The sequence below is a fragment of the Phytohabitans houttuyneae genome (assembly GCF_011764425.1).
Classification (GTDB): Bacteria; Actinomycetota; Actinomycetes; order Mycobacteriales; family Micromonosporaceae; genus Phytohabitans; species Phytohabitans houttuyneae.
On record NZ_BLPF01000001.1, the window covers coordinates 4,979,409 to 5,000,502 of the forward strand.

The 21,094-nt window shown below is 69.8% G+C and carries 23 protein-coding genes and 1 pseudogene; 17 read left to right on the forward strand and 7 right to left on the reverse strand.

The window, feature by feature from the left end; translation table 11 throughout:
- Positions 1-6: 6 nt before the first annotated feature.
- From Phou_RS23050 to Phou_RS23060, 3 genes are all read left to right on the forward strand, one after another.
- Entirely contained in the window at positions 7-264 is a 258-nt protein-coding gene (locus tag Phou_RS23050; protein ID WP_173057902.1) for a hypothetical protein, read from the forward strand.
- Between the two features lie 840 nt (positions 265-1,104).
- On the forward strand, positions 1,105-1,962 hold the full coding sequence (locus tag Phou_RS23055; RefSeq protein WP_173057903.1) for a biotin--[acetyl-CoA-carboxylase] ligase: 858 nt from the start codon (positions 1,105-1,107) through the stop codon (positions 1,960-1,962).
- 45 nt (positions 1,963-2,007) lie between these two features.
- Positions 2,008-2,580: a PH domain-containing protein gene (locus Phou_RS23060; protein WP_173057904.1), complete on the forward strand. Its 573-nt coding sequence runs from the start codon at positions 2,008-2,010 to the stop codon at positions 2,578-2,580.
- A 68-nt stretch (positions 2,581-2,648) separates the two neighbouring features.
- Here Phou_RS23060 and Phou_RS23065 read toward each other — a convergent pair whose 3' ends face one another.
- From Phou_RS23065 to Phou_RS23075, 3 genes are all read right to left on the reverse strand, one after another.
- The gene (locus tag Phou_RS23065; RefSeq protein ID WP_173057905.1) at positions 2,649-3,314 is read right to left on the reverse strand and encodes a GtrA family protein; all 666 of its coding nucleotides are present in this window, start codon (positions 3,312-3,314) and stop codon (positions 2,649-2,651) included.
- A 71-nt stretch (positions 3,315-3,385) separates the two neighbouring features.
- Positions 3,386-3,922, reverse strand: a complete 537-nt coding sequence (locus Phou_RS23070) for a GtrA family protein (RefSeq protein WP_173057906.1) — start codon at positions 3,920-3,922, stop codon at positions 3,386-3,388.
- A gap of 23 nt (positions 3,923-3,945) precedes the next feature.
- Positions 3,946-4,506 carry an RNA polymerase sigma factor gene (locus Phou_RS23075; RefSeq protein ID WP_173057907.1) on the reverse strand — a complete coding sequence of 187 codons (561 nt, stop codon included), beginning with the start codon at positions 4,504-4,506 and terminating at the stop codon, positions 3,946-3,948.
- 315 nt (positions 4,507-4,821) lie between these two features.
- On the opposite strand from Phou_RS23075, the gene Phou_RS23080 reads away from it, so the two are divergent.
- From Phou_RS23080 to Phou_RS23090, 4 genes are read left to right on the forward strand one after another with little or no spacing between them, the layout of a single operon-like run.
- Positions 4,822-6,666, forward strand: coding sequence for a phosphoenolpyruvate carboxykinase (GTP) (locus Phou_RS23080; protein WP_173057908.1), 1,845 nt, complete (start codon positions 4,822-4,824; stop codon positions 6,664-6,666).
- A 31-nt stretch (positions 6,667-6,697) separates the two neighbouring features.
- A complete protein-coding gene (locus Phou_RS52870; protein WP_246273690.1) occupies positions 6,698-7,537 on the forward strand; it encodes a hypothetical protein in 840 nt (279 codons plus the stop codon).
- Positions 7,534-8,643 carry a geranylgeranyl reductase family protein gene (locus tag Phou_RS23085; protein ID WP_246273691.1) on the forward strand — a complete coding sequence of 370 codons (1,110 nt, stop codon included), beginning with the start codon at positions 7,534-7,536 and terminating at the stop codon, positions 8,641-8,643. The genes Phou_RS52870 and Phou_RS23085 overlap by 4 nt, the downstream gene beginning before the upstream one ends.
- A 33-nt stretch (positions 8,644-8,676) precedes the next feature.
- Positions 8,677-9,444, forward strand: coding sequence for an isoprenyl transferase (locus tag Phou_RS23090; RefSeq protein ID WP_173057910.1), 768 nt, complete (start codon positions 8,677-8,679; stop codon positions 9,442-9,444).
- A gap of 77 nt (positions 9,445-9,521) precedes the next feature.
- Here Phou_RS23090 and otsB read toward each other — a convergent pair whose 3' ends face one another.
- The 3 genes from otsB to Phou_RS23105 form a co-directional block, all read right to left on the reverse strand.
- Positions 9,522-10,349, reverse strand: coding sequence for a trehalose-phosphatase (otsB, locus tag Phou_RS23095; RefSeq protein ID WP_371872158.1), 828 nt, complete (start codon positions 10,347-10,349; stop codon positions 9,522-9,524).
- Positions 10,350-10,416: 67 nt separating this feature from the next.
- Positions 10,417-10,809, reverse strand: coding sequence for a hypothetical protein (locus Phou_RS23100; RefSeq protein ID WP_173057911.1), 393 nt, complete (start codon positions 10,807-10,809; stop codon positions 10,417-10,419).
- Positions 10,810-10,978: 169 nt separating this feature from the next.
- The gene (locus tag Phou_RS23105) at positions 10,979-11,416 is read right to left on the reverse strand and encodes an XRE family transcriptional regulator (protein ID WP_246273693.1); all 438 of its coding nucleotides are present in this window, start codon (positions 11,414-11,416) and stop codon (positions 10,979-10,981) included.
- A 288-nt stretch (positions 11,417-11,704) separates the two neighbouring features.
- Here Phou_RS23105 and Phou_RS23110 point away from each other — a divergent pair, with 288 nt between their 5' ends.
- The 8 genes and pseudogenes from Phou_RS23110 to Phou_RS23145 all read left to right on the forward strand — a co-directional run bounded on the left by Phou_RS23110 (position 11,705) and on the right by Phou_RS23145 (position 18,704).
- Positions 11,705-12,031 carry a hypothetical protein gene (locus Phou_RS23110; RefSeq protein ID WP_173057913.1) on the forward strand — a complete coding sequence of 109 codons (327 nt, stop codon included), beginning with the start codon at positions 11,705-11,707 and terminating at the stop codon, positions 12,029-12,031.
- Positions 12,028-12,327, forward strand: a complete 300-nt coding sequence (locus Phou_RS23115) for a hypothetical protein (RefSeq protein ID WP_173057914.1) — start codon at positions 12,028-12,030, stop codon at positions 12,325-12,327. The genes Phou_RS23110 and Phou_RS23115 overlap by 4 nt, the downstream gene beginning before the upstream one ends.
- A 451-nt stretch (positions 12,328-12,778) precedes the next feature.
- Positions 12,779-14,182 carry an RNA 5'-3' helicase PhoH2 gene (gene phoH2, locus Phou_RS23120; protein WP_173057915.1) on the forward strand — a complete coding sequence of 468 codons (1,404 nt, stop codon included), beginning with the start codon at positions 12,779-12,781 and terminating at the stop codon, positions 14,180-14,182.
- 222 nt (positions 14,183-14,404) lie between these two features.
- Positions 14,405-15,094, forward strand: coding sequence for an aggregation-promoting factor C-terminal-like domain-containing protein (locus Phou_RS23125; RefSeq protein ID WP_173057916.1), 690 nt, complete (start codon positions 14,405-14,407; stop codon positions 15,092-15,094).
- Positions 15,095-15,217: 123 nt separating this feature from the next.
- A complete protein-coding gene (locus Phou_RS23130) occupies positions 15,218-16,024 on the forward strand; it encodes a serine protease (protein WP_173057917.1) in 807 nt (268 codons plus the stop codon).
- A 52-nt stretch (positions 16,025-16,076) separates the two neighbouring features.
- The gene (locus tag Phou_RS23135; RefSeq protein WP_246273694.1) at positions 16,077-16,712 is read left to right on the forward strand and encodes a rhomboid family intramembrane serine protease; all 636 of its coding nucleotides are present in this window, start codon (positions 16,077-16,079) and stop codon (positions 16,710-16,712) included.
- Positions 16,713-16,819: 107 nt separating this feature from the next.
- A pseudogene (locus tag Phou_RS23140) lies at positions 16,820-17,786 on the forward strand (NAD(P)/FAD-dependent oxidoreductase).
- 72 nt (positions 17,787-17,858) lie between these two features.
- Positions 17,859-18,704, forward strand: coding sequence for a phosphatidylinositol-specific phospholipase C/glycerophosphodiester phosphodiesterase family protein (locus Phou_RS23145; RefSeq protein WP_173057918.1), 846 nt, complete (start codon positions 17,859-17,861; stop codon positions 18,702-18,704).
- Between the two features lie 13 nt (positions 18,705-18,717).
- Here the strand turns inward: Phou_RS23145 and glpX are convergent, their stop codons facing one another.
- Positions 18,718-19,743: a class II fructose-bisphosphatase gene (gene glpX / locus Phou_RS23150; protein ID WP_173057919.1), complete on the reverse strand. Its 1,026-nt coding sequence runs from the start codon at positions 19,741-19,743 to the stop codon at positions 18,718-18,720.
- Positions 19,744-19,886: 143 nt separating this feature from the next.
- Between glpX and Phou_RS23155 the strand changes: the two genes are divergently transcribed.
- Together Phou_RS23155 and Phou_RS23160 are read left to right on the forward strand one after the other, a co-directional pair.
- The gene (locus Phou_RS23155; protein WP_173057920.1) at positions 19,887-20,420 is read left to right on the forward strand and encodes a DUF4245 domain-containing protein; all 534 of its coding nucleotides are present in this window, start codon (positions 19,887-19,889) and stop codon (positions 20,418-20,420) included.
- Between the two features lie 5 nt (positions 20,421-20,425).
- On the forward strand, positions 20,426-21,091 hold the full coding sequence (locus Phou_RS23160; RefSeq protein ID WP_173057921.1) for a GntR family transcriptional regulator: 666 nt from the start codon (positions 20,426-20,428) through the stop codon (positions 21,089-21,091).
- Positions 21,092-21,094 lie beyond the last annotated feature (3 nt).

A 21,094-nucleotide genomic window follows, 5' to 3' on the forward strand; every position in this document is an offset into this window, starting at 1 on the left:
AACGTGATGGTCTTCGGGATCGCGCTCATCGTGAGCGGGGTGATCGTGCTCTACGCGCTGCGGCGGGCACTGTGGCGGCGCCTCGACGACGAGGAGGCCGAGTCGCCGCCGGCCGAGCGGGTGCACTACGTCGGGCCCGACGACGACCCGTACGACGCGGTCGACATCCCACTCGACGAGAGCGACTACGGCACCCGCCCGATCTACGTGCCACCGGAGCGTGGCACCGTCTACATGTCCCGCACCACCGAAGGCCCGGACTAGCCCGTGTTTCAACCTTCGAACCCAAAAGCCAAAAGATGTGAGCTACCGCGACGTCCGCGGTGGTCCGGACCGTTGCTCCCGCGGCCTCACCCTCCGCGGTCGCACAACCATCCGGGCGCGCACGGCCCGCGGCTGGGTCCAGGCCGCGGGACGCTACAGAGCTGGTAGCACCAATGCGCCCAGCCCGCGGTGCGCTCCCAACGCGAGCGTGCTGGGCGCGGGGAGCCGCCGTGGGCTTGGCAGGTGGGCCTGGCGGCGCTCGCTGGCGTTGGGCGGGTGGGAAAGACGGTGTCCAGGTCGGTGGTTCCGCCGGGGCGCCGTGGCCGCCGTGCTCGGGCGGCGGCGTGGAATGGATCGTCGGTCGAACCTCCTGCCGCTCTCGTCGGATCGTGCTCACCGGCGGTCGTGGACCTCTCGCGGAGTAGCGCGGCCGGTGGCAGGGGTCCGTCCGCTGAGGAACCCCCGCTCTGGCCGCGGAGTCCGAGGCCGCACAGCCGCGGCGAGGCGGCGAGCAGTGGAGGCGCATTGGTGGCCTCAGGGGAGGGATCGCTGTGGCGGTCGGGGCGGTTCTCCGGACGTCGAGTCGACGAACCCCGACGGGCGCCGCGTCCCTGGGAGTGGGCGCATTGGTGCGCCCAGCTTGAGAGCCACCCGGGGCCTGCCCCGCACCCCGAGAGACCGTGCCCAACAGCGGAGGGTGAGGCCGCGGGAGCAACGGTCCGGACCACCGCGGACATCGCGGTAGCCCAAAGCTCTTAGGCCCTGCTCAAAAGATTGTCGGGCCAGCCCAGGCCTGGCGCGGCCGGCAAGGGTATGCGAAACAGCGACTAGGCTCGGTGGGTGAGCTCGCCGTACACGGACCTGGACCGGCCGCCGCTCAACGCCCGCCGGCTGACGGACGCGCTGGTCACCGACTCCGGGCCGTGGACCCGCCTTGACCTGCGGGCGGAGACCGCCTCGACCAACGCTGACGCCGCGAGTGCCGCCCGCGAGGGCGAGCCGGAGGGCCTCGTGGTCGTCGCCGAGGCGCAGACGGCGGGGCGGGGGCGCAGGGGGCGTGCGTGGACCTCGCCGCCCCGTGCGGGCATCACCGCGAGCATGCTGCTCCGGCCTGGCGTGGCCGTGCCGGAGCGGGAGTGGCCGGCCGCGCCCGCCGCTGCGTACGGGTGGTTGCCGCTGCTCGCCGGCGTCGCGCTGGTGGAGACCGTCGCCCGGGTGGCTGAGGTGCCCGCCGTGCTCAAGTGGCCAAACGACCTCATGATCGGCGACCTGAAGTGTGCCGGCATCCTCGCTGAGGGCGTGGCCAACGGCGGCCCGCCGGCGGTGGTCGTGGGTGTCGGGCTGAACGTGACCCTCCGCGCTGGCGAGCTGCCCCCCGACCGGCCGGCCACCTCGCTCCAGCTCGCCGGCGCGGCCATGACCGACCGCGACCCGCTGCTGCGGGCGCTGCTTCGCGGGCTCGGCGGGTGGTACGCGAAATGGCGGTTCGCCGGCGGCGACGCGGAGGCGTCCGGCCTCGCCGAGGCGTACCGGCACCACTGCGGCACGCTGGGGCGCAGCGTGCGGGTGCAGCTACCCTCCGGCGAGGAACTGGCCGGCGAGGCGACCACCGTGGACGCGGATGGGCAGCTCGTCGTCCGTACGGCCGAAGGTCGCAGCCAATCCGTTGCCGCGGGGGACGTGCTCCACGTGCGCTGAACCGATACCGTCAGCCCCGTCACGAATGTGAATGAGGAGGTTGGCGTGGCCTTTCCGGAAGACGTGCTCACCAAGGACGAGCACGTCGTGCTGCACATGCACCCCCACTGGAAGGAGGCGATCCGGCCGGTACTGGTGCTGGTGTTGGCACTCGTCGGCCTGGTTGCCGCCTGGATCTTCCTCCCCGACGGCAGCGGCGGCACCATCGGCCTCTACGTCGTCGCGGCGGTGGCGCTCGTCCTCGTGCTCTGGCTGACCGTCTGGCCGATCCTGGTCTGGCGGACCACTCACCACGTGTTCACCAACGAGCGCGTGATCCTGCAACACGGTGTCTTCTCCCGCGACCGGCGGGACATCCCGCTCGGCCGCGTCAACGACCACTCGATGAGCCAGACGTTCATCGAGCGCCTGCTCAGCTGCGGCACGCTCACGATCGAGTCCGCCGGTGAGCGCGGCCAGTCGGTGCTGCGCGACATGCCCTCCGTGGAGAAGGTCCAGACCACGCTCTACGAGCTGATCGAGGCCAACCACGACAAGCACAGCCTCGGCGACGAGGAGATGCGCGACATCATGCGGGACGCCAACCGCGAGACCCGCGAGGCCCAGCAGCAGCCGTAGTAGGCGTCATGGGCAACGAAAAGAGGGCGCCCTTCGGGGCGCCCTCAGTGTTGTGCGGTGCTTGTGGGTTAGTGCGCGGTCGAGCGGCGGGCCGCGTCGAGCTCCACCGCCAGCTCGGCGTCGAGCGCCACGTCGTCGATCGGCGAGGCGAGCTCGGCCTCCAGCGGCTCGGTCAGCTCCTGGAAGTCCGCCTCGCCGGTGCGGGCCTGCGCCGGCACGGTGGCCGACGGCGTGGGCTCCTCCAGCGCGTCGACGATCTCGGCGACCGGGTCGAGGTGGTGCTGGTGCGCGACGCCCACCGGCTGCGGCTTGAAGACGAACGTGCGGTACGACCAGAACCGGAACGCCATGCCGAGCACCAGGCCGACGGTCTTGACCAGGTTGAGCGCCAGCAGGCCGTGGATGTCCAGCCCGTACTTGGCGATCGCCAGCACGCCCAGCTCGATGAAGAGACCGGCCGCGTTGAAGACGAAGAAAAGCGCGTATTCGCGACGCATCGCCGACTTCGACCGGTCGCCGAAGGTCCAGTGCCGGTTCATGAAGTACGACGAAGTGGTTGCCACAATCGTCGCGAAGACGGTCGCCTTCAGCTGCCCGTCAGCAAGGACGGTGAGCACAAGAACGTTGAACAGCGCGTAGTTGAGGACGGTGTTGACACCGCCGACCGCGCCGAACTTCAGCGCCTCCTTGACGAACTTCTGCCAACGCTCGGGCAGCAGGCGGACAAGACGCATTCGGCCACCTTACGGCAGTCTGGCGGCCGCGTCTCCGCGACCGGCTGGAGGTTTGCTGAAGGTCACTCCCGCTACTTGCTCTCCGTAACTGTCGCGGGCACGGGCTGTGTATCGGGATTCAGGAATACCCAGCGCCGGTACGACCAAAAACGAAATGTGGTGCCCATCGCGGTGCCCACGATGTTTGCGGAAATGTTATCGACGATCGGGCTTTGGAAAACCGGCCAGACGCTGCCCAGGCCGTAGTGCGAAATGGCCAGTGTGAGCAGGCTGAAGCTGAGGCCGATCGCGTTCAGCACGAAGTACAGCATGTACTCCCGGGCGAGGTTGGACCGTGCGCGGTGGCGCCAGGTCCAGAACCGGTTGCCGACGAACGCGAAGGTCGCCGCGATGGCCGTGGAGAAGACCTTGGCGGTCAGGGACTCCATGTCGAGCACGGCAAGGGCGATGTTGAACAGCACCAGGTCGAGGCCGAACGCCAGGATGCCGACCGTGCCGAACTTGCCAAGCTCGTGGACAAGGTGCCCGAAACGCTCCCAGAGCCGGCGCAGGGGCCCTGGTTTGGGATCGGAAGACGCCGAGGGCTCACCCGTGACGGTTGCGGACACGCAGTCGAGGGTACCGGTTTTGGTCACCCCGCACTGGACGCCTCCCGCGCATATATCTGACGCAGGCGCTCGCGCGCCCGGTACGCCAGGGCGGCCACCCCACCCGGCGTGAGCCCCAGGCGGGGCGCCACCTGCGCGTGCGGCTCACCCTCGACCTCGGTGTGCCACAGCACCGTGCGCCACCGCTCGGGCAGCTGGGCGAAGGCGCGCGCCGCCTGGGCCCGCTCGAGCTGCCGCACGGCGGTGTCCTGGAACGGCTCACCTCGCTCGTACCGGGTGAGGTCGTCGGTGAACTCGATCCGCTGGTCCCGCCGCATCCGGTCGTACCGCACGTGCCGCAGCGTGGTGTGCAGGTAGGCGCGGAAGGCGACGTCCGGTCCGCGGCCGGCGCGCAGCACGGCCAGGACCTTCGCGAACGTCTCGGCAACGAGGTCGTCGGCGTCCGCGGGACATCGCACGAGCGTGTACGCGAGGCGTCTGGCCGCGCCGGCGTGGCGGGTGTAGAGCGCTCCGTAGGCCGTGCTGTCGCCGCCGCGAACGGCCGCCAAAAGGTGGGCATCACTCAACTCGACATGGCTAGTCACTGTCGCCTCCGGGGGATTAATCAGGCGTAACAGGGAGCTAACCTGAACCTTAGGGCAATTCGGTCGTACCCGGAAGAGGTGAACGGCAGCAGAAAGGTTTGCGTGAAACTGCGCGTGGGAGCGCGGAAACCATCGCCTGAACTCATAAACGCCGGACTTTGTGCAGATTTTCACAACCGTCCACGCTGCCCTGAACGACCGATCGGCTTACGCTGAGCTGAAATCCGATGACTCGTGCGGCGCGCCGGCCTCTCGCCGGCTCGCCCGCTTCGCGCATCTCGATTTCCGGTCAACGACGACCAAAAGGAGACAGTCATGACGGCCCCACCGGCGACAGTGCGAGGGCTCGCCAGCGCCCCGACCAACCATCAGAAGCTGCTCTCCTGGATCCGCGAAGTCGCCGAGCTGACCACTCCCGACGAGGTCGTGTGGTGTGACGGGTCGCCCGAGGAGTGGCGCCGCCTCACCGACGAGCTCGTGGAGGCCGGCACGTTGGTCCGGCTCGCCGACGACCGCAAGCCCAACTCCTTCTGGGCGCGCACCGACCCGACCGACGTGGCGCGGGTCGAGGAGCGCACCTTCATCTGCTCGGTCGACGAGGCCGACGCTGGTCCCACCAACAACTGGATGGCGCCGGCCGAGATGAAGCGGACCATGACCGAGCTGTACCGGGAGTGCATGCGCGGCCGCACGATGTACGTCATCCCGTTCTGCATGGGCCCGCTCGACGCGCCGGAGCCGATGTTCGGCGTCGAGCTGACCGACAGCCCGTACGTGGTGACGTCGATGCGCATCATGACCCGCATGGGCACCGAGGTGCTCGACGCGATGGGCGACGACGCCTGGTTCGTGCCGGCGCTGCACTCGGTGGGTGCACCGCTGGACGACGGGCAGCCGGACGTGGCGTGGCCGTGCAACCAGACCAAGTACATCTCGCACTTCCCGGAGACCCGCGAGATCTGGTCCTACGGCTCGGGCTACGGCGGCAACTCGCTGCTCGGCAAGAAGTGCTACTCGCTGCGGATCGCCAGCGTGATGGCGCGCGACGAGGGCTGGCTCGCGGAGCACATGCTGATCCTCAAGCTCACCTCGCCCGAGGGCACCGTGCGGTACGTGGCCGGCGCCTTCCCGTCCGCCTGCGGCAAGACCAACCTGGCCATGCTGGAGCCGACCATCCCCGGGTGGAAGGTCGAGACGATCGGCGACGACATCGCGTGGATGCGGTTCGGCGACGACGGCCGCCTGTACGCGACCAACCCCGAGGCAGGGCTCTTCGGTGTCGCCCCCGGCACCGACTGGAGGACCAACCCGAACGCGATGCGCACGCTCGACGTGGGCAACTCCGTCTTCACGAACGTGGCGCTCACCGACGACGGTGACATCTGGTGGGAGGGCATGGGCGAGCCGCCCGCGCACCTGACCGACTGGCACGGCGACGACTGGACGCCCGACTCCGGCGAGCTCTCCTCGCACCCCAACTCGCGCTTCTGCACGCCGATCGCGCAGTGCCCGATCCTCGCGCCGGAGTACCACGACCCGCGCGGCGTGCCGATCGACGCGATCCTCTTCGGCGGGCGGCGCAAGACCACGATCCCGCTGGTCACCGAGGCGCGCGACTGGGTGCACGGCGTCTACCTCGGCGCCACGCTCTCCTCCGAGACCACGGCCGCCGCCGCGGGCAAGGTGGGTGTCGTGCGTCGCGATCCGATGGCCATGCTGCCCTTCATCGGGTACAACGCGGGCGACTACTTCCGGCACTGGATCGAGATGGGCAAGGGCACCGACGGAGACGCGGCCAAGCTGCCCAAGATCTTCTACGTCAACTGGTTCCGCCGCGACGAGGACGGCGGCTTCCTGTGGCCCGGGTTCGGCGAAAACTCCCGGGTGCTCAAGTGGATCGTCGAACGGCTGGAGGGGCGCGGCGCGGCCGTCGAGACGCCGATCGGCCTCGTGCCGACCGCCGACGCGCTCGACGTGAGCGGGCTCGACATGTCCCGAGAGGCCGTCGAGGCCGTGCTCCGCGTCGACACCGCCGAGTGGAAGGCGGAGATTCCGCAGGTCACCGAGTGGTTCGAGAAGTTCGGCGACAAGCTGCCCGGCGTGCTCTGGGCCGAGCTGGACGCCCTCAAGGCCCGCTTGGACGCCGCGCCCTCGACTTGAGGGACCGCCTGAACACAGGGAAGCTGGGCGGGTGACCGCCACGCGTGCCGCCGCCGCACCGGGCCGGCGTCCGCTGGCGGTCCGGTCCCTCGTGCTCCTGCTCGCCGCGACCGCGGCGGCCACCGTCGCGGTCGAGGTCCTCAACTGGTGGTACACGGACGAGCAGGGCTTCGCCCTGGCCGTGCGCACCGGCTGGGCGATGCTCCGCGCGCTCGGCTTCCTGATCCTGATCTGGCACGTGCGGCGAGGACGCGCCGGCGCCAAGCCGTTCGGCCTGATCCTCGCGGTCACCACGGTCTTCGCGGTCGGCCGCCTGGTCGTGCCCCGCGACGGGCTGCCCGCGCTCCCCGGCGTCGTGGGCTTCGCCGGCCTCGCCGCCCTCTGCGCGACGGTGGTGCTGCTCCTCTACCGCTCACCCGCGCTGGGTGACTACCTCGTCCGCCACCCCAGCCGCCTCGTGATCGACCGGAAGGGCCTCTCCTGGCAGGAGGCGGCACCCCGGCGGCCGCAGGTGGCTGGCTGGCTGTTGACAGCGCGGGTGGCCGCGTTCACGTACGCGCCGCTGATGCTCGTGCCCTGCCTCGTGTCGATCGGCGCGATCCCGGACCGTGGTCCGCTCGCGCTCACGGCCGTGGTGCTGTGGTTCTGCGTCGCGGTCGGTGTGAGCTACGCGGTGCTGCTGGCCACCTTCTTCCTTCTGCGCGGGCGCGGATGGGCACGCGGCCTCATGTGGGGTATCACCGCTCTCGTGTTGCTGGTGGACCTGCCGCTGTGCTGGTGGCTGCTGGGCACGGACGGCCTGATCCGCGACGGCGCGCCGCTGGTGGTGGCCGCCGCGCTCACCCACTACGCGATGGGACGGTCGTCGTGAGCGCGTTCGACGTCGCGATCGTCGGTGCCGGTCCGGCCGGAGCCAGCGCCGCCCTCGCCGCCCGGCGGGCCGGTGCCAGCGTGCTGCTGCTCGATCGCGCCGACTTTCCGCGGGACAAGGCGTGCGGCGACGGCATCGCACCCCACGCCGTGGAGGTCCTGGCCGGACTCGGTGTGGCCGATGCTGTCGACGGCTACGCGCCGGTGCCGGTGCTGCGACTGGTCGGGCCCGGCGGCGAGGAGGTTGCCCGGCCGCTGCCCCGCCCGGCGTACACGGTGCCCCGGAAGGTCTTCGACGCCCGGCTCGTGGCAGCCGCGGTAGCCGCCGGTGCCGACCTGCGGCGGCACACCGTGCGCCGGCTGGAAGAGCGCGGCGACCGGGTGGTGGTCGACGGCGAGTTCAGCGTGGGAGCCCTCGTCGGCGCGGACGGCGCCGGATCGGTCGTGCGGCGCACGCTCGGCTTCGCGCCCAACCCCGACGGCCACCTCGCGATCGCCATCCGCGGCTACGCGCCCGCCCGTCCCAAGGTCGAGCAGCTGATCGTGACCTCGGGCGACGGGTGGCCGGCCTACGCGTGGTCGTTCCCGATCGGCGACGGGCGGGCCAACATCGGGTACGGCGAGGTGCTCCGCGGCCAGCCGCTCACCCGCGCTCACCTGCTGGACAGGATGGCCGCGCTGCTGCCCGGCCTCGACCCGACCGCCGCCACCGGGCTGCGCGCGCACCACCTGCCGCTGTCCACGCGGCGGCCGCCGGCCGGGCGCGGGCGGATGGTGCTCGCCGGTGACGCGCTGTCGCTGATCAACCCGTTCACCGGAGAGGGCATCTTCTACGCGGTGCTCTCCGGTGCCCTGGCCGGGGAGGCGGCGGCCGCGGGCGGACACGTCGCCGACCGGTACACGGCGGCACTCCGGCGCCGGCTCGGCCGTCATTTCCGTCACAGCCGCGCCGCCGCCTGGCTCGGCGGCCGCCGCCGGATGGTCGACGGGGCGGTGCGCGCGGCCGCCCGGGACGCCCGGGTCTTCGCCACACTGGCCGAGTTGGGGCTCGGCGAAGGGTTGCTGGATGCCTACACGTTGGTACGGATAGGGCTCGCCGCACGGTAGTGGATCGGTCCGGTAAGCCCTACTCTGCATAAGGTGAATCTGCGGAGCCTTGTCTACTCGGTGTACGAGCGTCGGCTGACCCGGAAGCTCATTGGCAAGCCGGTGCCCAGCCATGTCGGCGTGATGTGCGACGGCAACCGGCGCTGGGCCAAGGAGATGGGGTTCATCGACCCCAACGACGGTCACCGCATGGGCGCCGTAAAGATCAAGCATCTGCTCGACTGGTGTGACCAGGCGAGCATCGCGCACGTCACGCTCTACCTCCTGGCCACCGACAACCTGCGCCGGCCGGCGAGCGAGCTGGACCCGCTTCTGCGGATCATCGAAGACCTGGTCACCGAGCTGGCCGAAGACGGCAACCCTTGGCAGCTGCGGGTGGTCGGCGCGCTCGACATTCTCCCCGCGGAGACGGCAACAGTCCTCAAAGCGGCACAGGAGCGCACCGTCGGGCGCACGGGAGTCCAGGTCAACCTTGCGGTTGGCTACGGTGGGCGCCGCGAGATCGCCGACGCGGTGCGGTCACTGCTGAGCGAGCACGCGCAGGCCGGCGGCACCATCGAGGAGCTGGTCGAGGTTCTCGATGTCGAGCACATCGCCGAGCACCTCTACACGCGCGGGCAGCCGGACCCCGACCTCATCATCCGGACCAGCGGCGAGCAGCGGCTCTCCGGCTTCCTGCTGTGGCAGTCGGCACAGTCGGAGTTCTACTTCTGCGACATGAACTGGCCCGACTTCCGGCACATCGACTTCCTCCGCGCACTGCGGGCATACGGCCAGCGCCAGCGCCGCTACGGCGCCTGAGCGCTCAGTCAGCTTTCTGTCCCGTTTGAGCGCTCAGTCAGCCTCCTGACCGAGTCCTGCCACCCCTGAGTCGCGGCTCAGGCGCGGAGCGCCTGCAGCGCCTCGGCGAGAAACTTGCCCAGCGCCTGCGGTGAGTCGATGGTCAGGTCGGCGGCGCGGGCCACCTCCTGGCCGGTCTCCGGGTTGGCCACCGCCACGCAGATGCCGAAGAAGCGCTCGTCGGCCGCCTCCAGCTCACGCAGCGCGTTGAACGCCTTGATGTCCGACACGTCGTCCCCGAAGTACCAGGCGCAGCCGGCCGAGGACGCGACGTCGCGGATGACCATGCCCTTGTCGCGGTCGACCGGGGGCTTGATCTCGATCACCATGCGGCCGGTCTGCACGCGCAGCCCCAGCCGCTCCGCCTCGGCCCGCCCCCACGCGTCGACCTGCTCGGCCAGGTGCGGGTTGGTGCGGTAGTGGAGCGCGACGGACAGCCGCTTGTACTCCACCAGCGCGCCCTCGGGCAGCTCGGTGCGGGCCCGCTCGGCGAGCTCAGCCATCACCGGCACCCAGGGCAGGGCGGCCGGCTCGGTGACCGTCTCACCCGAGCCGTGGCTGTGCTCCAACCCGTACAGCCCGTACAGGTCGATGTCCGCCAGGTGGCCGAAGCGCTCGCGAAGGAAGTCGACCGGACGTGCGGAAACCACCGAGACACGCTGAACGAACTCAGCGAGGCCAGCAATGGCGGCCATGACCTCGGGCACCGGCTGGACCGCGTTCGGGTCGTCGCCAACCGGTGCCACCACACCGTCGAAGTCGAAGAAAAGCATGCACTCCGCGGCCCTCGCCGTGGTGATCTGCCACGCCTGGTCCACGGTCAGGGGACGGGACGGGCGCTGGTTACCCGCATCGTTCGGCCGCACGCGCGCCAGCGTACCGAATGAACTTCCCTTCGACCTGATGACCTGGCGTTCGACGGTCGCGTAAGGATCAGTCGTCCCTTCCGCTCATGGCTCGCCGGCCCGACCGGAAACCCAGCGGTACGACGCTGCCTTCGTGGCTCTGCGCCACCGCGTGACCGTCGTGGCCCTGACCCAGCAGATAGCCCTCGACGAAGCCGGTGTTGCGATCGCCGGTACGGTCGTCGAGCTCGGCAAGCCGTACGACCAGAAACTCGGTCATCGCGTTGAGCCGGTCATTGACGCGCTGGTAGAACTCGGCCATCACCGCGACGATCGTCGCCACCGAGGCAGCGGATATCGCGAACAGGTTGACCACGGTCGGCACGTGTCTGGCGCTCAGCACTTCGACCAGGATGTTGGCGGTCACGCACAATGTGACCGCTACGGTCGCTGTGACGACCGCGCTCCATTTCAGGGGCATGGAAGACCCCTCCCTCTTGTCCCGCAGGGCTGTGTCCGGCCTTGTCCCGTCCCCCCGCCGACGACGAGCCCAAGCAGTACGAAGTGGACGGTAGCCTGCCGCGCGCCCACGCACGGCAGTTTGCGACAGTGCGGGCAGCCTTCTTTCGCCATTTGCAGACTTGGCGTAGCTAGCTAGCCCTTTTGCGTCCTTTACGGGAGTCGGAGGGGACGGTTGGCCGGTAGGCGAGGTACCGGACGGTCTCCCGGATGTGGAACTTTTCGGCCTCGGAGACGTTGGGGTCGACGAGTCGGCGCAGCAACGCCTCCACGTCGGGATCCATCGGCGGTGCCGTGGGCGCGGGCCGCGAGGGGGCGGCGTCGGCCCAACCGAGTACGCCGAAGGCCACCGTCGGGTTGATGCCGAGGCCTTCGCAGAACGCCACGACCCGCTCCGCTTCGGGGTCGCTTGCCCATTCGCCCCGCACCCACCGGTTGATGGTCTGGCGGGACACGCCGGTGCGGCGGGCCACCTCCGAACCGGTCCAGGCGCGGGTCGCGCGGGCATCTTCCAGCGCTTTACGTACGAACGCGGCGAAAGCGATCTTTCGCCCAGGCGTGTCCGGCACCGGGTGACGGTACGGCCAGTTCGCCCTCGTACTTTCTCGAGAAACGGCTCTGTCCCGTGCGCGTGACGGGTCATCATCTCCATCGCTTACTTCGTAGTTCCTTCTCTTGAGGGGTGCCACGCCGCTAGGGTAGGTCATCTGTATGTCTTGTACATATCAGCCGAAAAGATGATGCTGTCACGCGTATGTGACGCCGTACGCTCTGTCACGTGCTTGGGACGAATAGTAGTCAATTGTGTCACGTGTGCGTGACAGGCCCAAGAGGGGGCATGTTGCAGGGAGGAACGGATGACCGAGGTTGAGACGCGAGCCGACGCCTTCGGAGTGATTGCCGAGGGGGTGGCGGCTGGGCTGAGTGCCCCCTGGCGGCTGTACCTTGCCCGCGGTTCGCGCTACGTCTCGCTCAACGTCGGAAACCGGTCCGAGTGGGACTCCTGGCGGACCCACCTTGGCTGCCCCGAGCTGAGTGTGCGGGTGTACGACGCGGGAGGCGACATCCGCCGGTCGTCGGTGGCCGAGGTGGTGCTCGGGGGGTGCCGGATCAGCGTAGAGCTCGTCGAGGAGGTGAGCATGACGGACATCAGTCGGCTGCTGGATGCCGAGGTTGATCCATGAGTCCCTTTTTCGCGCTGTTCTTCGTGCTGCTTCTGGGATCTTCGAGCTACGCCGCTGGCCGGCTGCACGGCCAGTTGAGCTACCGCATCGGGTACCGGTTCGGGTACCGACAAGGCTATTTGGACGGCGATCGCGGTGCCTGGAACCGGCGACGTCGTGAGGCGCAGGCGGCCAAGGCCGCGGACGGCAAGCCGCTGGCCAGGCCCGTGGTCGTGCGGCAGGGAACCACGTACACCAGCGCCTCATTCGTGGGAGCCGTGTCCAACGGCGGAAGGCACTCCACTCGCGTGGGGTGAACGGCTCCCTCAGGGGGTCGTACGGCCAGACCGGTGGCCGTACGACTCGCCGGCCGGGATGCGCGCAGGGGGCACGCATCCTGGTCGGCCCCTCCCAGCCGGCCCGCCCGACCCTGGGTTTGCAGCCGCCCTCGGGTCGGGCGGGCCGGCGCCTAAAACGTGGCGCCAGCCGCCTGAAGTAGCGGCGCTGGACGCCTGCAGCACCGGGACCATCGGCGGGCCGGTGGTCCCGGTTCCAATGCGTTGTCACGGCGCGCCGCCCGTCACGTACTAGCCCAAGCTGGCCTCGGCCGGTTAGCTTCTACCCATGGCGCGGGGTCATCCCAAGCCATCCGGCCGGCCCGGGACCTTGCGTTTTACGCCACGGGACCTCGCATCCGACCCCGTGACTCCGGGCACCGGACGAGGCGGATCGCGGGCGGTCCGGGTGCACGCTCGCCGGAGCAGGCCTGTGACGACTCGCCGTACCAATCCCCGGGCCACCAACCAGGACCCAGCCGCCACGACCGCCAGCCGCCGCCCGAAGTCGCGTACCGCGTCGGACGAGCCCGCACCCGCGGAGCCTGCCGAAAAGTCGTACGTATTGGACACTTCGGTGCTGCTGTCTGACCCAGCGGCCTTCTACCGCTTCAACGAGCACGAAGTGGTGCTCCCCCTGGTAGTCATCTCCGAGCTGGAGGGCAAGCGACACCACCCCGAGCTCGGCTGGTTCGCCCGCCAGTGCCTGCGGATGCTCGACGAGCTGCGCATCAAGCACGGCCGCCTCGACGCGCCGCTGCCGGTCAACGACCTCGGCGGCACGCTGCGGGTGGAGCTCAACCACGCCGACCCGTCCGTGCTGCCGCAGGGCTTCCGGAACGAGTCGAACGACGCGCGGATCCTCTCCGTCGCCCTTGGACTGGCCGCCGAAGGGCGCGACGTCACGCTGGTGAGCAAGGACATGCCGCTGCGGGTCAAGGCCGCGTCGGTCGGCCTGCACGCCGACGAGTACCGGCACGGCCAGGCCAGCGACCCCACCTGGACCGGCATGGCCGACCTCGAGCTGAGCGAGGAGCAGGTCAACCAGCTGTACGCGGGCGAGGCGCTCGACGTCGACGAAGCCGCCGGCCTGCCCTGTCACACCGGCCTTGTGCTCCACTCGGCGCGCGGCTCGGCGCTGGGCAGGGTGCTGCCCGACAAGACCGTGCGCCTGGTGCGCGGTGACCGGGAGGCGTTCGGCCTGCGTGGACGTTCGGCGGAGCAGCGGGTCGCGCTCGACCTGCTGCTGGACGACTCGATCGGCATCGTGTCGCTCGGCGGGCGGGCCGGCACCGGCAAGTCCGCGCTCGCGCTCTGCGCCGGCCTGGAGGCCGTGATGGAGCGGCGCAAGCACAAGAAGGTCATCGTCTTCCGTCCCCTGTACGCGGTCGGCGGCCAGGAGCTCGGCTACCTGCCCGGCTCGGAGGCCGAGAAAATGTCGCCGTGGGCCCAGGCGGTGTTCGACACGCTGGGCGCGGTGGTGCACGAAAACGTGATGGAAGAGGTGCTGTCCCGCGGCATGCTCGAGGTCCTGCCGCTGACCCACATCCGGGGACGGAGCCTGCACGACGCGTTCGTGATCGTCGACGAGGCGCAGTCGCTGGAGCGGGGCGTGCTGCTGACCGTGTTGTCCCGGATCGGCCAGGGCTCGCGGGTGGTGCTCACCCACGACGTGGCCCAGCGCGACAACCTGCGGGTGGGCCGCCACGACGGTGTGACCGCGGTGATCGAGGCCCTGAAGGGACACCCGATCTTCGCGCATGTCACACTCAACCGCTCGGAACGATCACCGATCGCCGAGGTCGTCACCGACTTGCTGGAGGACATCCCGCGTTAGCGTTCGGGATCTGTCCATATTTGCCCTGGTAAACGGCGTGGCGCAAGTCACAAAGGGCTGACGCGCCTCCACATTCGCCTCACTGTGCGCAATGGTGTCCTGCGGGCACCCGCGCCACACCGGCACCATTCGTCGGTCCAGGAGCAGGTGCCCACGGCGCGGACCGCCGTCCCCCTTACGGCCGTCCGCACCGTGTCCTTGCCCCCGACGAAGGGACACTTCGTGAGTCGGCTGTGGAGCCGGTTCGGGATCCGAGCGCTAGCCCTCGGCCTGCTTGTCGCAGGCGTTGGCGGCGGCTACTACCTGGGTCAGGACCGGGAAGCCCAGCAGCAAGGGATCAGCGCTCAGCTGGCCGCGGATGCCGATCAGGAGGAGATCGAGTACATCAAGGAGCGGCACCGCGAGCACATGATCGCCACCGCGCACCAGCGCGAGGCCCAGCGGATCGCCGCCGAGAAGGCGGCCGCTGCGGCCAAGGCCGAAGCTGAGCGGGCCCGGAAGGCTGCCGAGGCGGCGAGCCGCAAGAAGCGCGAAGAAGAAGAGCAGAAGGAAGAGGCCAACTCGGCACCAAAGCCGTACACCGGGCCGATTCCCGCTTCGTGCAACGAGTACAGCGGCAACCGCAAGACCGGCTGCGCGCTCCTGTTGAGCAGCGGCTTCAAGATCGACCAAATGCCCTGCCTGGACAAGCTGTGGACCAAGGAGAGTGGCTGGAACCACAAGGCTCGCAACCCCTCGTCCGGCGCCTACGGCATCCCGCAGGCGCTGCCTGGCCCGAAGATGGAGTCGGCGGGTTCCGACTGGGAGACAAACCCGGCGACCCAGATCAAGTGGGGCCTGGGCTACATCAAGGGGCGGTACGGCGACCCCTGCGGTGCGTGGGCGCACTCGCAGGACGTGGGCTGGTACTGACCGTCTGAAGATCGCGGAAAGGGTGCGCACCTCGCCGGTGCGTACCCTTTCTGGCGTTTCGTGGCAAGGATTGTGCGGACCAACCGTCCATACTGGGCGAACTGCCTAAATGGGGGGTTTCGCATGCGTGTTGCGGGGTGGCTCGGCGCGTTGGTCGCCGGCGCGATGGTTGGCTCGATCGCGGTGGCCGTCCCGGCCGCGGCGGCACCGGTACCCCCGCCCCCGCCGCATACCGAGATCGTCGGTGGTGAGCTCGCCGAGCCGGGCCAGTTCCCGTGGGTGGTGCGGCTGTCGATGGGCTGCGCGGGCGCGCTGACCGCGCCGCGGGTGGTGCTGACCGCGGCGCACTGCGTCGACCGGACCGGCTTCAACAGCGGCATCACGGTCATCGCCGGCGCGGTCGACCAGCACTCGCCGGACGCGATCCGGGTCAAGTCGCGGTACGTGGTCCGCGCCTCCAACTTCCGCGACGCGACCGAGGGCGACGACTGGGCGCTGATCCAGCTCGCCGAGGCACTTGACCTGCCGCTGCTGCCGCGGGCCGCCGACAACACGTACGACCGCGGGCTGTTCACGATCATGGGGTGGGGCTCCACCCGGGAAGGCTCGGCGACCCAGCAGCGGTACCTGCGAACGGCCGAGGTCCGATACGTCTCCGACCGGGCGTGCGACCGCGCTTACCGGGAGGCCGGGTACTCGGTGGTGCACAGCAAGATGATCTGTGCGGGCGACACCCGGCGCGGCGGCGTCGACGCCTGCCAGGGCGACTCCGGTGGCCCGATGGTGCGCCCCGACGCCTCCGGCGCGTGGGTACAGGTCGGCATCGTCAGCTGGGGCGTGGGCTGCGGCCGCCGCGACTACCCCGGCGTCTACACCCAGGTCTCCCGCTACGCCGAGGTCATCCAACGCAAGACCGATGAATTGAGCTAGATGACCTCCGACTCATTTGGCGGTGGCCGGCGTCGCCTGATAGCAGTGAGACGTGGCATACGGCGGCAGCTCCAGCGGCGATCCCAACCGCTTCGGCACTGAGGCGTTCTACGCCTCGCTGGGGCGGGCGTTCGTGGCGATGTGCGCGGTCATCCCTGTGCTCTTCCTGATCGAGGCGCTGGACGGCTGGCTGGGCAACCCGTTCGACAGGTCGGTCGGCATCGTGCCGCATCACATCGAGGGCCTCGACGGCGTCTTCTTCGCGCCGTTTCTGCACCACGGCTTCGACCACCTGTACAGCAACAGCGTGCCGCTGATCCTGCTGGGAACGTTTGTGCTGGCCGCGGGCGGTAGGCGCTTCCTGTACTCGACACTGTTCATCATCTTCGCCAGTGGCCTGGGCGTGTGGTTCACGGGCAGCCCGAACACGGTCGTGGTGGGCGCGAGCGGCGTCATCTTCGGGTACCTCGGCCTGCTTCTGATGCGTGGCCTCGTCGAACGCAGCTGGTGGAACGTCGGGGTCGTCCTCCTCGTCGGCCTGCTCTACGGCTGGCAGCTCATCGGGGGCATCCTCCCCTCCGACCCGCAGGTCTCCTGGCAGGGGCACCTTTTCGGCTTCCTGGGCGGCCTGGTCGCCGCGATCCTGTTCCGTCGCCGCCGCACTGACACCCCCTACGCCATGTCCTAGATGTGGCGGGACGCTCCTTGCCGGGCGGCGTGGGGTGTGCCACCGTCTGGTCCAGCGGTGCATCTGTTAGCGGCGGGTTCGGTCCGACGGAAGGCTACGGTGGACGCATGCGCGAGATCGATGTCGCGATAGTGGGGCCGGGCCCACAGGGCTCTACGCGGCGTACTACGCCGGGTTCCGAGGGCTCTCGGTGGCGGTCATCGACGCGCTGCCCGAGCCGGGGGCCAGGTCACGGCGATGTACCCGGAAAAGGCCATCTACGACGTCGCCGGCTTTCCGGTGATCAAAGGTCGCGACCTGGTGGCCAACCTCGTCGAGCAGGCGGCCCCCTACAACCCGGAGTACATGCTGGGTGCGCGCGCCGAGGAGCTGTCCTATGTGGATGAGCGTCCGCTGCTCGCGCTCGGTGACGGGGAAAAGCTGCTCTGCGGCGCCATCATCATCACCGGTGGGCTGGGCAGCTTCAGCCCGCGCCCCCTTCCGGCCGCGGCGGCGTTCGCCGGCGATGGCCTTGTCTACTTCGTGCCCCGCCTCGCCGACCTGGCCGGCCACGACGTGCTGATCGTGGGCGGCGGCGACTCGGCGTTCGACTGGGCGCTCGCGCTGGAGCCGCTGGCCAAGTCGATCACGCTGGTGCACCGCCGGGAAAAGTTCCGGGCGCACGCCGCGACCGTGAGCCGGGTGCAGCAGCTGCCGGTGCGCATCGTGGTCAACGCCGAGATCACCAAGATCCACGGCGAGGAGCGGGTGTCCCACGCCGACATCACCGTCAAGGGCGGCGTGGCGGAGACGATCCCGGTCGACACGGTCGTGGCCGCGCTCGGGTTCACCGCCGACCTCGGCCCGCTCGGGGAGTGGGGCCTGGAGCTGGACAAGCGCCACATCAAGGTCGACAGCACCATGCTGACCAACCGCCCGCGGGTCTTCGCGGCCGGTGACATCGCGGAGTACCCGGGAAAGGTGCGCCTCATCGCGACCGGCTTCGGCGAAGCGGCCACCGCGGTCAACAACGCCGCCGTCGTGATCGACCCGGCCGCCCACCTCTTCCCCGGGCACTCATCCGACGCGGGCTGATAGTCACCGTAGATTCACCTTCGTCCCCTAGGGTCCTGTTTGTTGGCACCCATCGATACGGGGAGAATCTCGATGTTCCGACGCGCACTCTCGGTGCTCGCCGTCGCCGGCGCGCTCGTCGCCATGGCGGCGCCCGCCGCGCAGGCAGGCGGCCACTCCGGGCGGCACGACAAGCCGCTGGCACGGGCGCACGCACACAACGACTACGAGCACGAACGGCCGCTGTTCGACGCGCTGAGCCACGGCTTCACCAGCGTGGAAGCGGACATTTACCTGGTCAACGGGGAGTTGGTCGTCGCCCACGACCCGGAGGACATCGTGCCGGGCCGCACGCTGCAGAAGCTGTACCTCGACCCACTGGTCCGCCGGATCCGCGCCAACCACGGGACGGTCTTCCGGGGCAGCCGCCAGCAGCTCCAGCTCCTTGTCGACATCAAGAACACGGGCGTCGAGACGTACACCGAGCTGCACCGCGTGCTGCGCGAGTACCGCAAGATGCTGACCACATACGCGCGCGGCAAGGTCCACCAGGACGCCGTCACCATCGTGATCAGTGGTGACCGCCCACGCGCGCTGATGGAGAGCCAGCCCGTGCGGTACGCCTTCTTCGACGGCCGGGGCGCCGACCTCGGCGCCGGTGCGCCGGCCTCGTTCATGCCGCTGATCAGCGAAAACTGGACCGGCGTATTCACCTGGCGGGGCGTCGGCCCGATGCCGGCTGGGGAGCGCGCCTTCCTCCACCAGGCCGTCGCCACCGCGCACGCCAACGGCCAGCGGGTGCGCTTCTGGGCCACGCCGGACCTCCCCGGCCCCGAGCGCGACGCGGTGTGGCGCGAGCTGGTCGCAGCCGACGTCGACCACATCAACACCGACGACCTGGCCGGCCTCGAGGCGTTCCTGCGGGCCGGCCGCTTCTGAAGCCCCGGAGGACTCAGGCGAGCTCGGCCAGCGGTCGGCCGTCGAAGTCGACGGCGGAGTAGAGGGCGAGCTTTTCCAGGCGGTGGTACGAGTCGATCACGCGGATCGTGCCGCTCTTGGACCGCATGACGATCGACTGGGTGTAGGCGCCGCCGGCGCGGTAGCGGACACCCTTGAGCAGGTCGCCGGTCGTGATGCCGGTGGCCACGAAGAAGCAGTTGTCGCCGGTCACGAGGTCGTCCGTGGTGAGCACGCGGTCGAGGTCGTGGCCGGCGGCGATCGCCTTCTCCCGCTCGGCCTCGTCGCGCGGCCAGAGCTTGGCCTGCATCGCGCCACCCATGCACTTGAGCGCGCAGGCGGCGGTGATGCCCTCGGGCGTGCCGCCGATGCCCACCAGAACGTCCACATCGGACTGCTCGCTGGCGGCCGAGATGGCTCCCGCGATGTCGCCGTCGGAGATGAAGCGGATCCGGGCGCCGGCCTGGCGCACCTCGCGGACAAGGTCTTCGTGGCGAGGGCGGTCGAGGATGCAGACCGTTACATCCGATATGCCGGAGTTTTTCACCTTGGCGATGCGGCGGAGGTTTTCCGTCACGCCGGCGTTGATGTCGATCACGTGCGCGCAGTCGATGCCGACGGCCAGCTTTTCCATGTAGAAGACCGCGCTCGGGTCGAACATCGCGCCCCGCTCGGCCACGGCCAGCACCGCGATCGCGTTCGGCATGCCCTTGCTCATCAGCGTCGTACCGTCGATGGGGTCGACCGCGACGTCGACCTCGGGCCCGGTGCCATCGCCCACCTGCTCGCCGTTGAAGAGCATGGGTGCGTTGTCTTTCTCACCCTCGCCGATGACCACGACGCCGCGCATCTGGATCGAGTTGATCAGCTTGCGCATCGCGTCGACCGCCGCGCCGTCACCGCCCTCCTTGTCGCCCCGGCCGACCCAGCGGCCGGCCGCCATGGCCGCCGCCTCGGTGACCCGGACGAGCTCAAGGGCGACGTTGCGGTCGAGATCCTGCGGAATACGGTCCTGCGGCATGGCGGTCCTCCTCGCGACGTTGCGGGGCAGTGCGGCGCCCGGCCGGCGCTGACACCGCCGTACGCAGGGCGCTGGGCTGCCCAAATCTTTTCATGGCCGGGGGCTGAACGCCTGTTCGGTCGGCGGACTGAGAAGATGGTTACGTGGACCAGCCGACGCCGCCGCCCGCCACCAACTCGCGCACCCCGCGCGACATGGTGCTGTCGCTGATCGTGTTGCTCGTCCCCGTGCTCCTGGTGGTGTTGATCTACCGGGTCGTGCAGGGCGGTGACCAGCCGGTCGAGGTCGACACCGCACCGGCGATTGCGCAGGCCCGCACGGCCAACGCGTTTCCGGTCGCCGAGCCCACAGGGCTGTCGGAGGACTGGCGGGCGATCAGCGCCACGTTCCAGAAGGCGGAGGGCGGCCAGATCCTCCGGATCGGATACGTGACGCCGGACGGCGCCGGCCTCCAGCTGATCCAGAGCGACGTGCCGGCCGAGGAGCTGCTCCCCATCGAGCTCACCAAGAGCGGGCGGGCCGAGGGCACTGTCAAGATCGACGGGCAGAGCTGGCAGCGCTACCGCGCCCGCCCCGGCGAGCGGGCACTTGTGCTGCTGGAGCGGGATCGGACAATCGTCATCGTGGGCGGTGCCCACGAAGAGGAGCAGCGCGAGCTGGCCGCGGCCGTACGCTGAATGCCGTGACCGACCTCGGAGCCGCCTCCGTCGAGGGCGAGCTGGAGAGCTACAGCCTCGTGGAGCTGGCCGTCGCCCGCCTGCGGCGGGAGATCCTCAGCGGCCGCACAGATCCCGGCGAGCGCCTGGTGGAGGAGCAGCTCACCCGCCGCCTCGGCATCAGCCGGGCGCCACTGCGGGAGGCGCTGCGCCGGCTGGCCGAGCAGGGCCTCGTGGAGCACGTGCCCCGCCGGGGAGTGCGGGTGGCGACGCTCTCCGACCGTGACGTCCAAGAGTTGTACGAGGTGCGTGACGTGCTCGAGCGCCACGCGATCGCGACCGCCCTGCCGCTGGCGCGGGACAGCGACCTGGTCGGGCTGCGGGCCGCGCTCGACCAGATGAGCGAGGCCACCAGGGCGGGCGACCGGCTGCAGATCGCCGAGGCACACCGCAGGTTTCATGTCGCGGTCGTCGGCTTGGCGGGCAACAGCCAGCTGACCGCGATCTACGAGTCGATCCTCGTCAAGCTGCAGCTCTACATGGCTCGCAACCTGAGCCGAGAGGCAGAGGTGGCCCAGCCCGTCGATGGGGTGCACCGGCATGAGCGCCTGCTGACCGCCGCGGCGGTGGGCGACCCGGAGGCCATGCTGGCCGCGCTCGCCAGCCACGGCGCCCGCACGTACCTGGCGTAATTT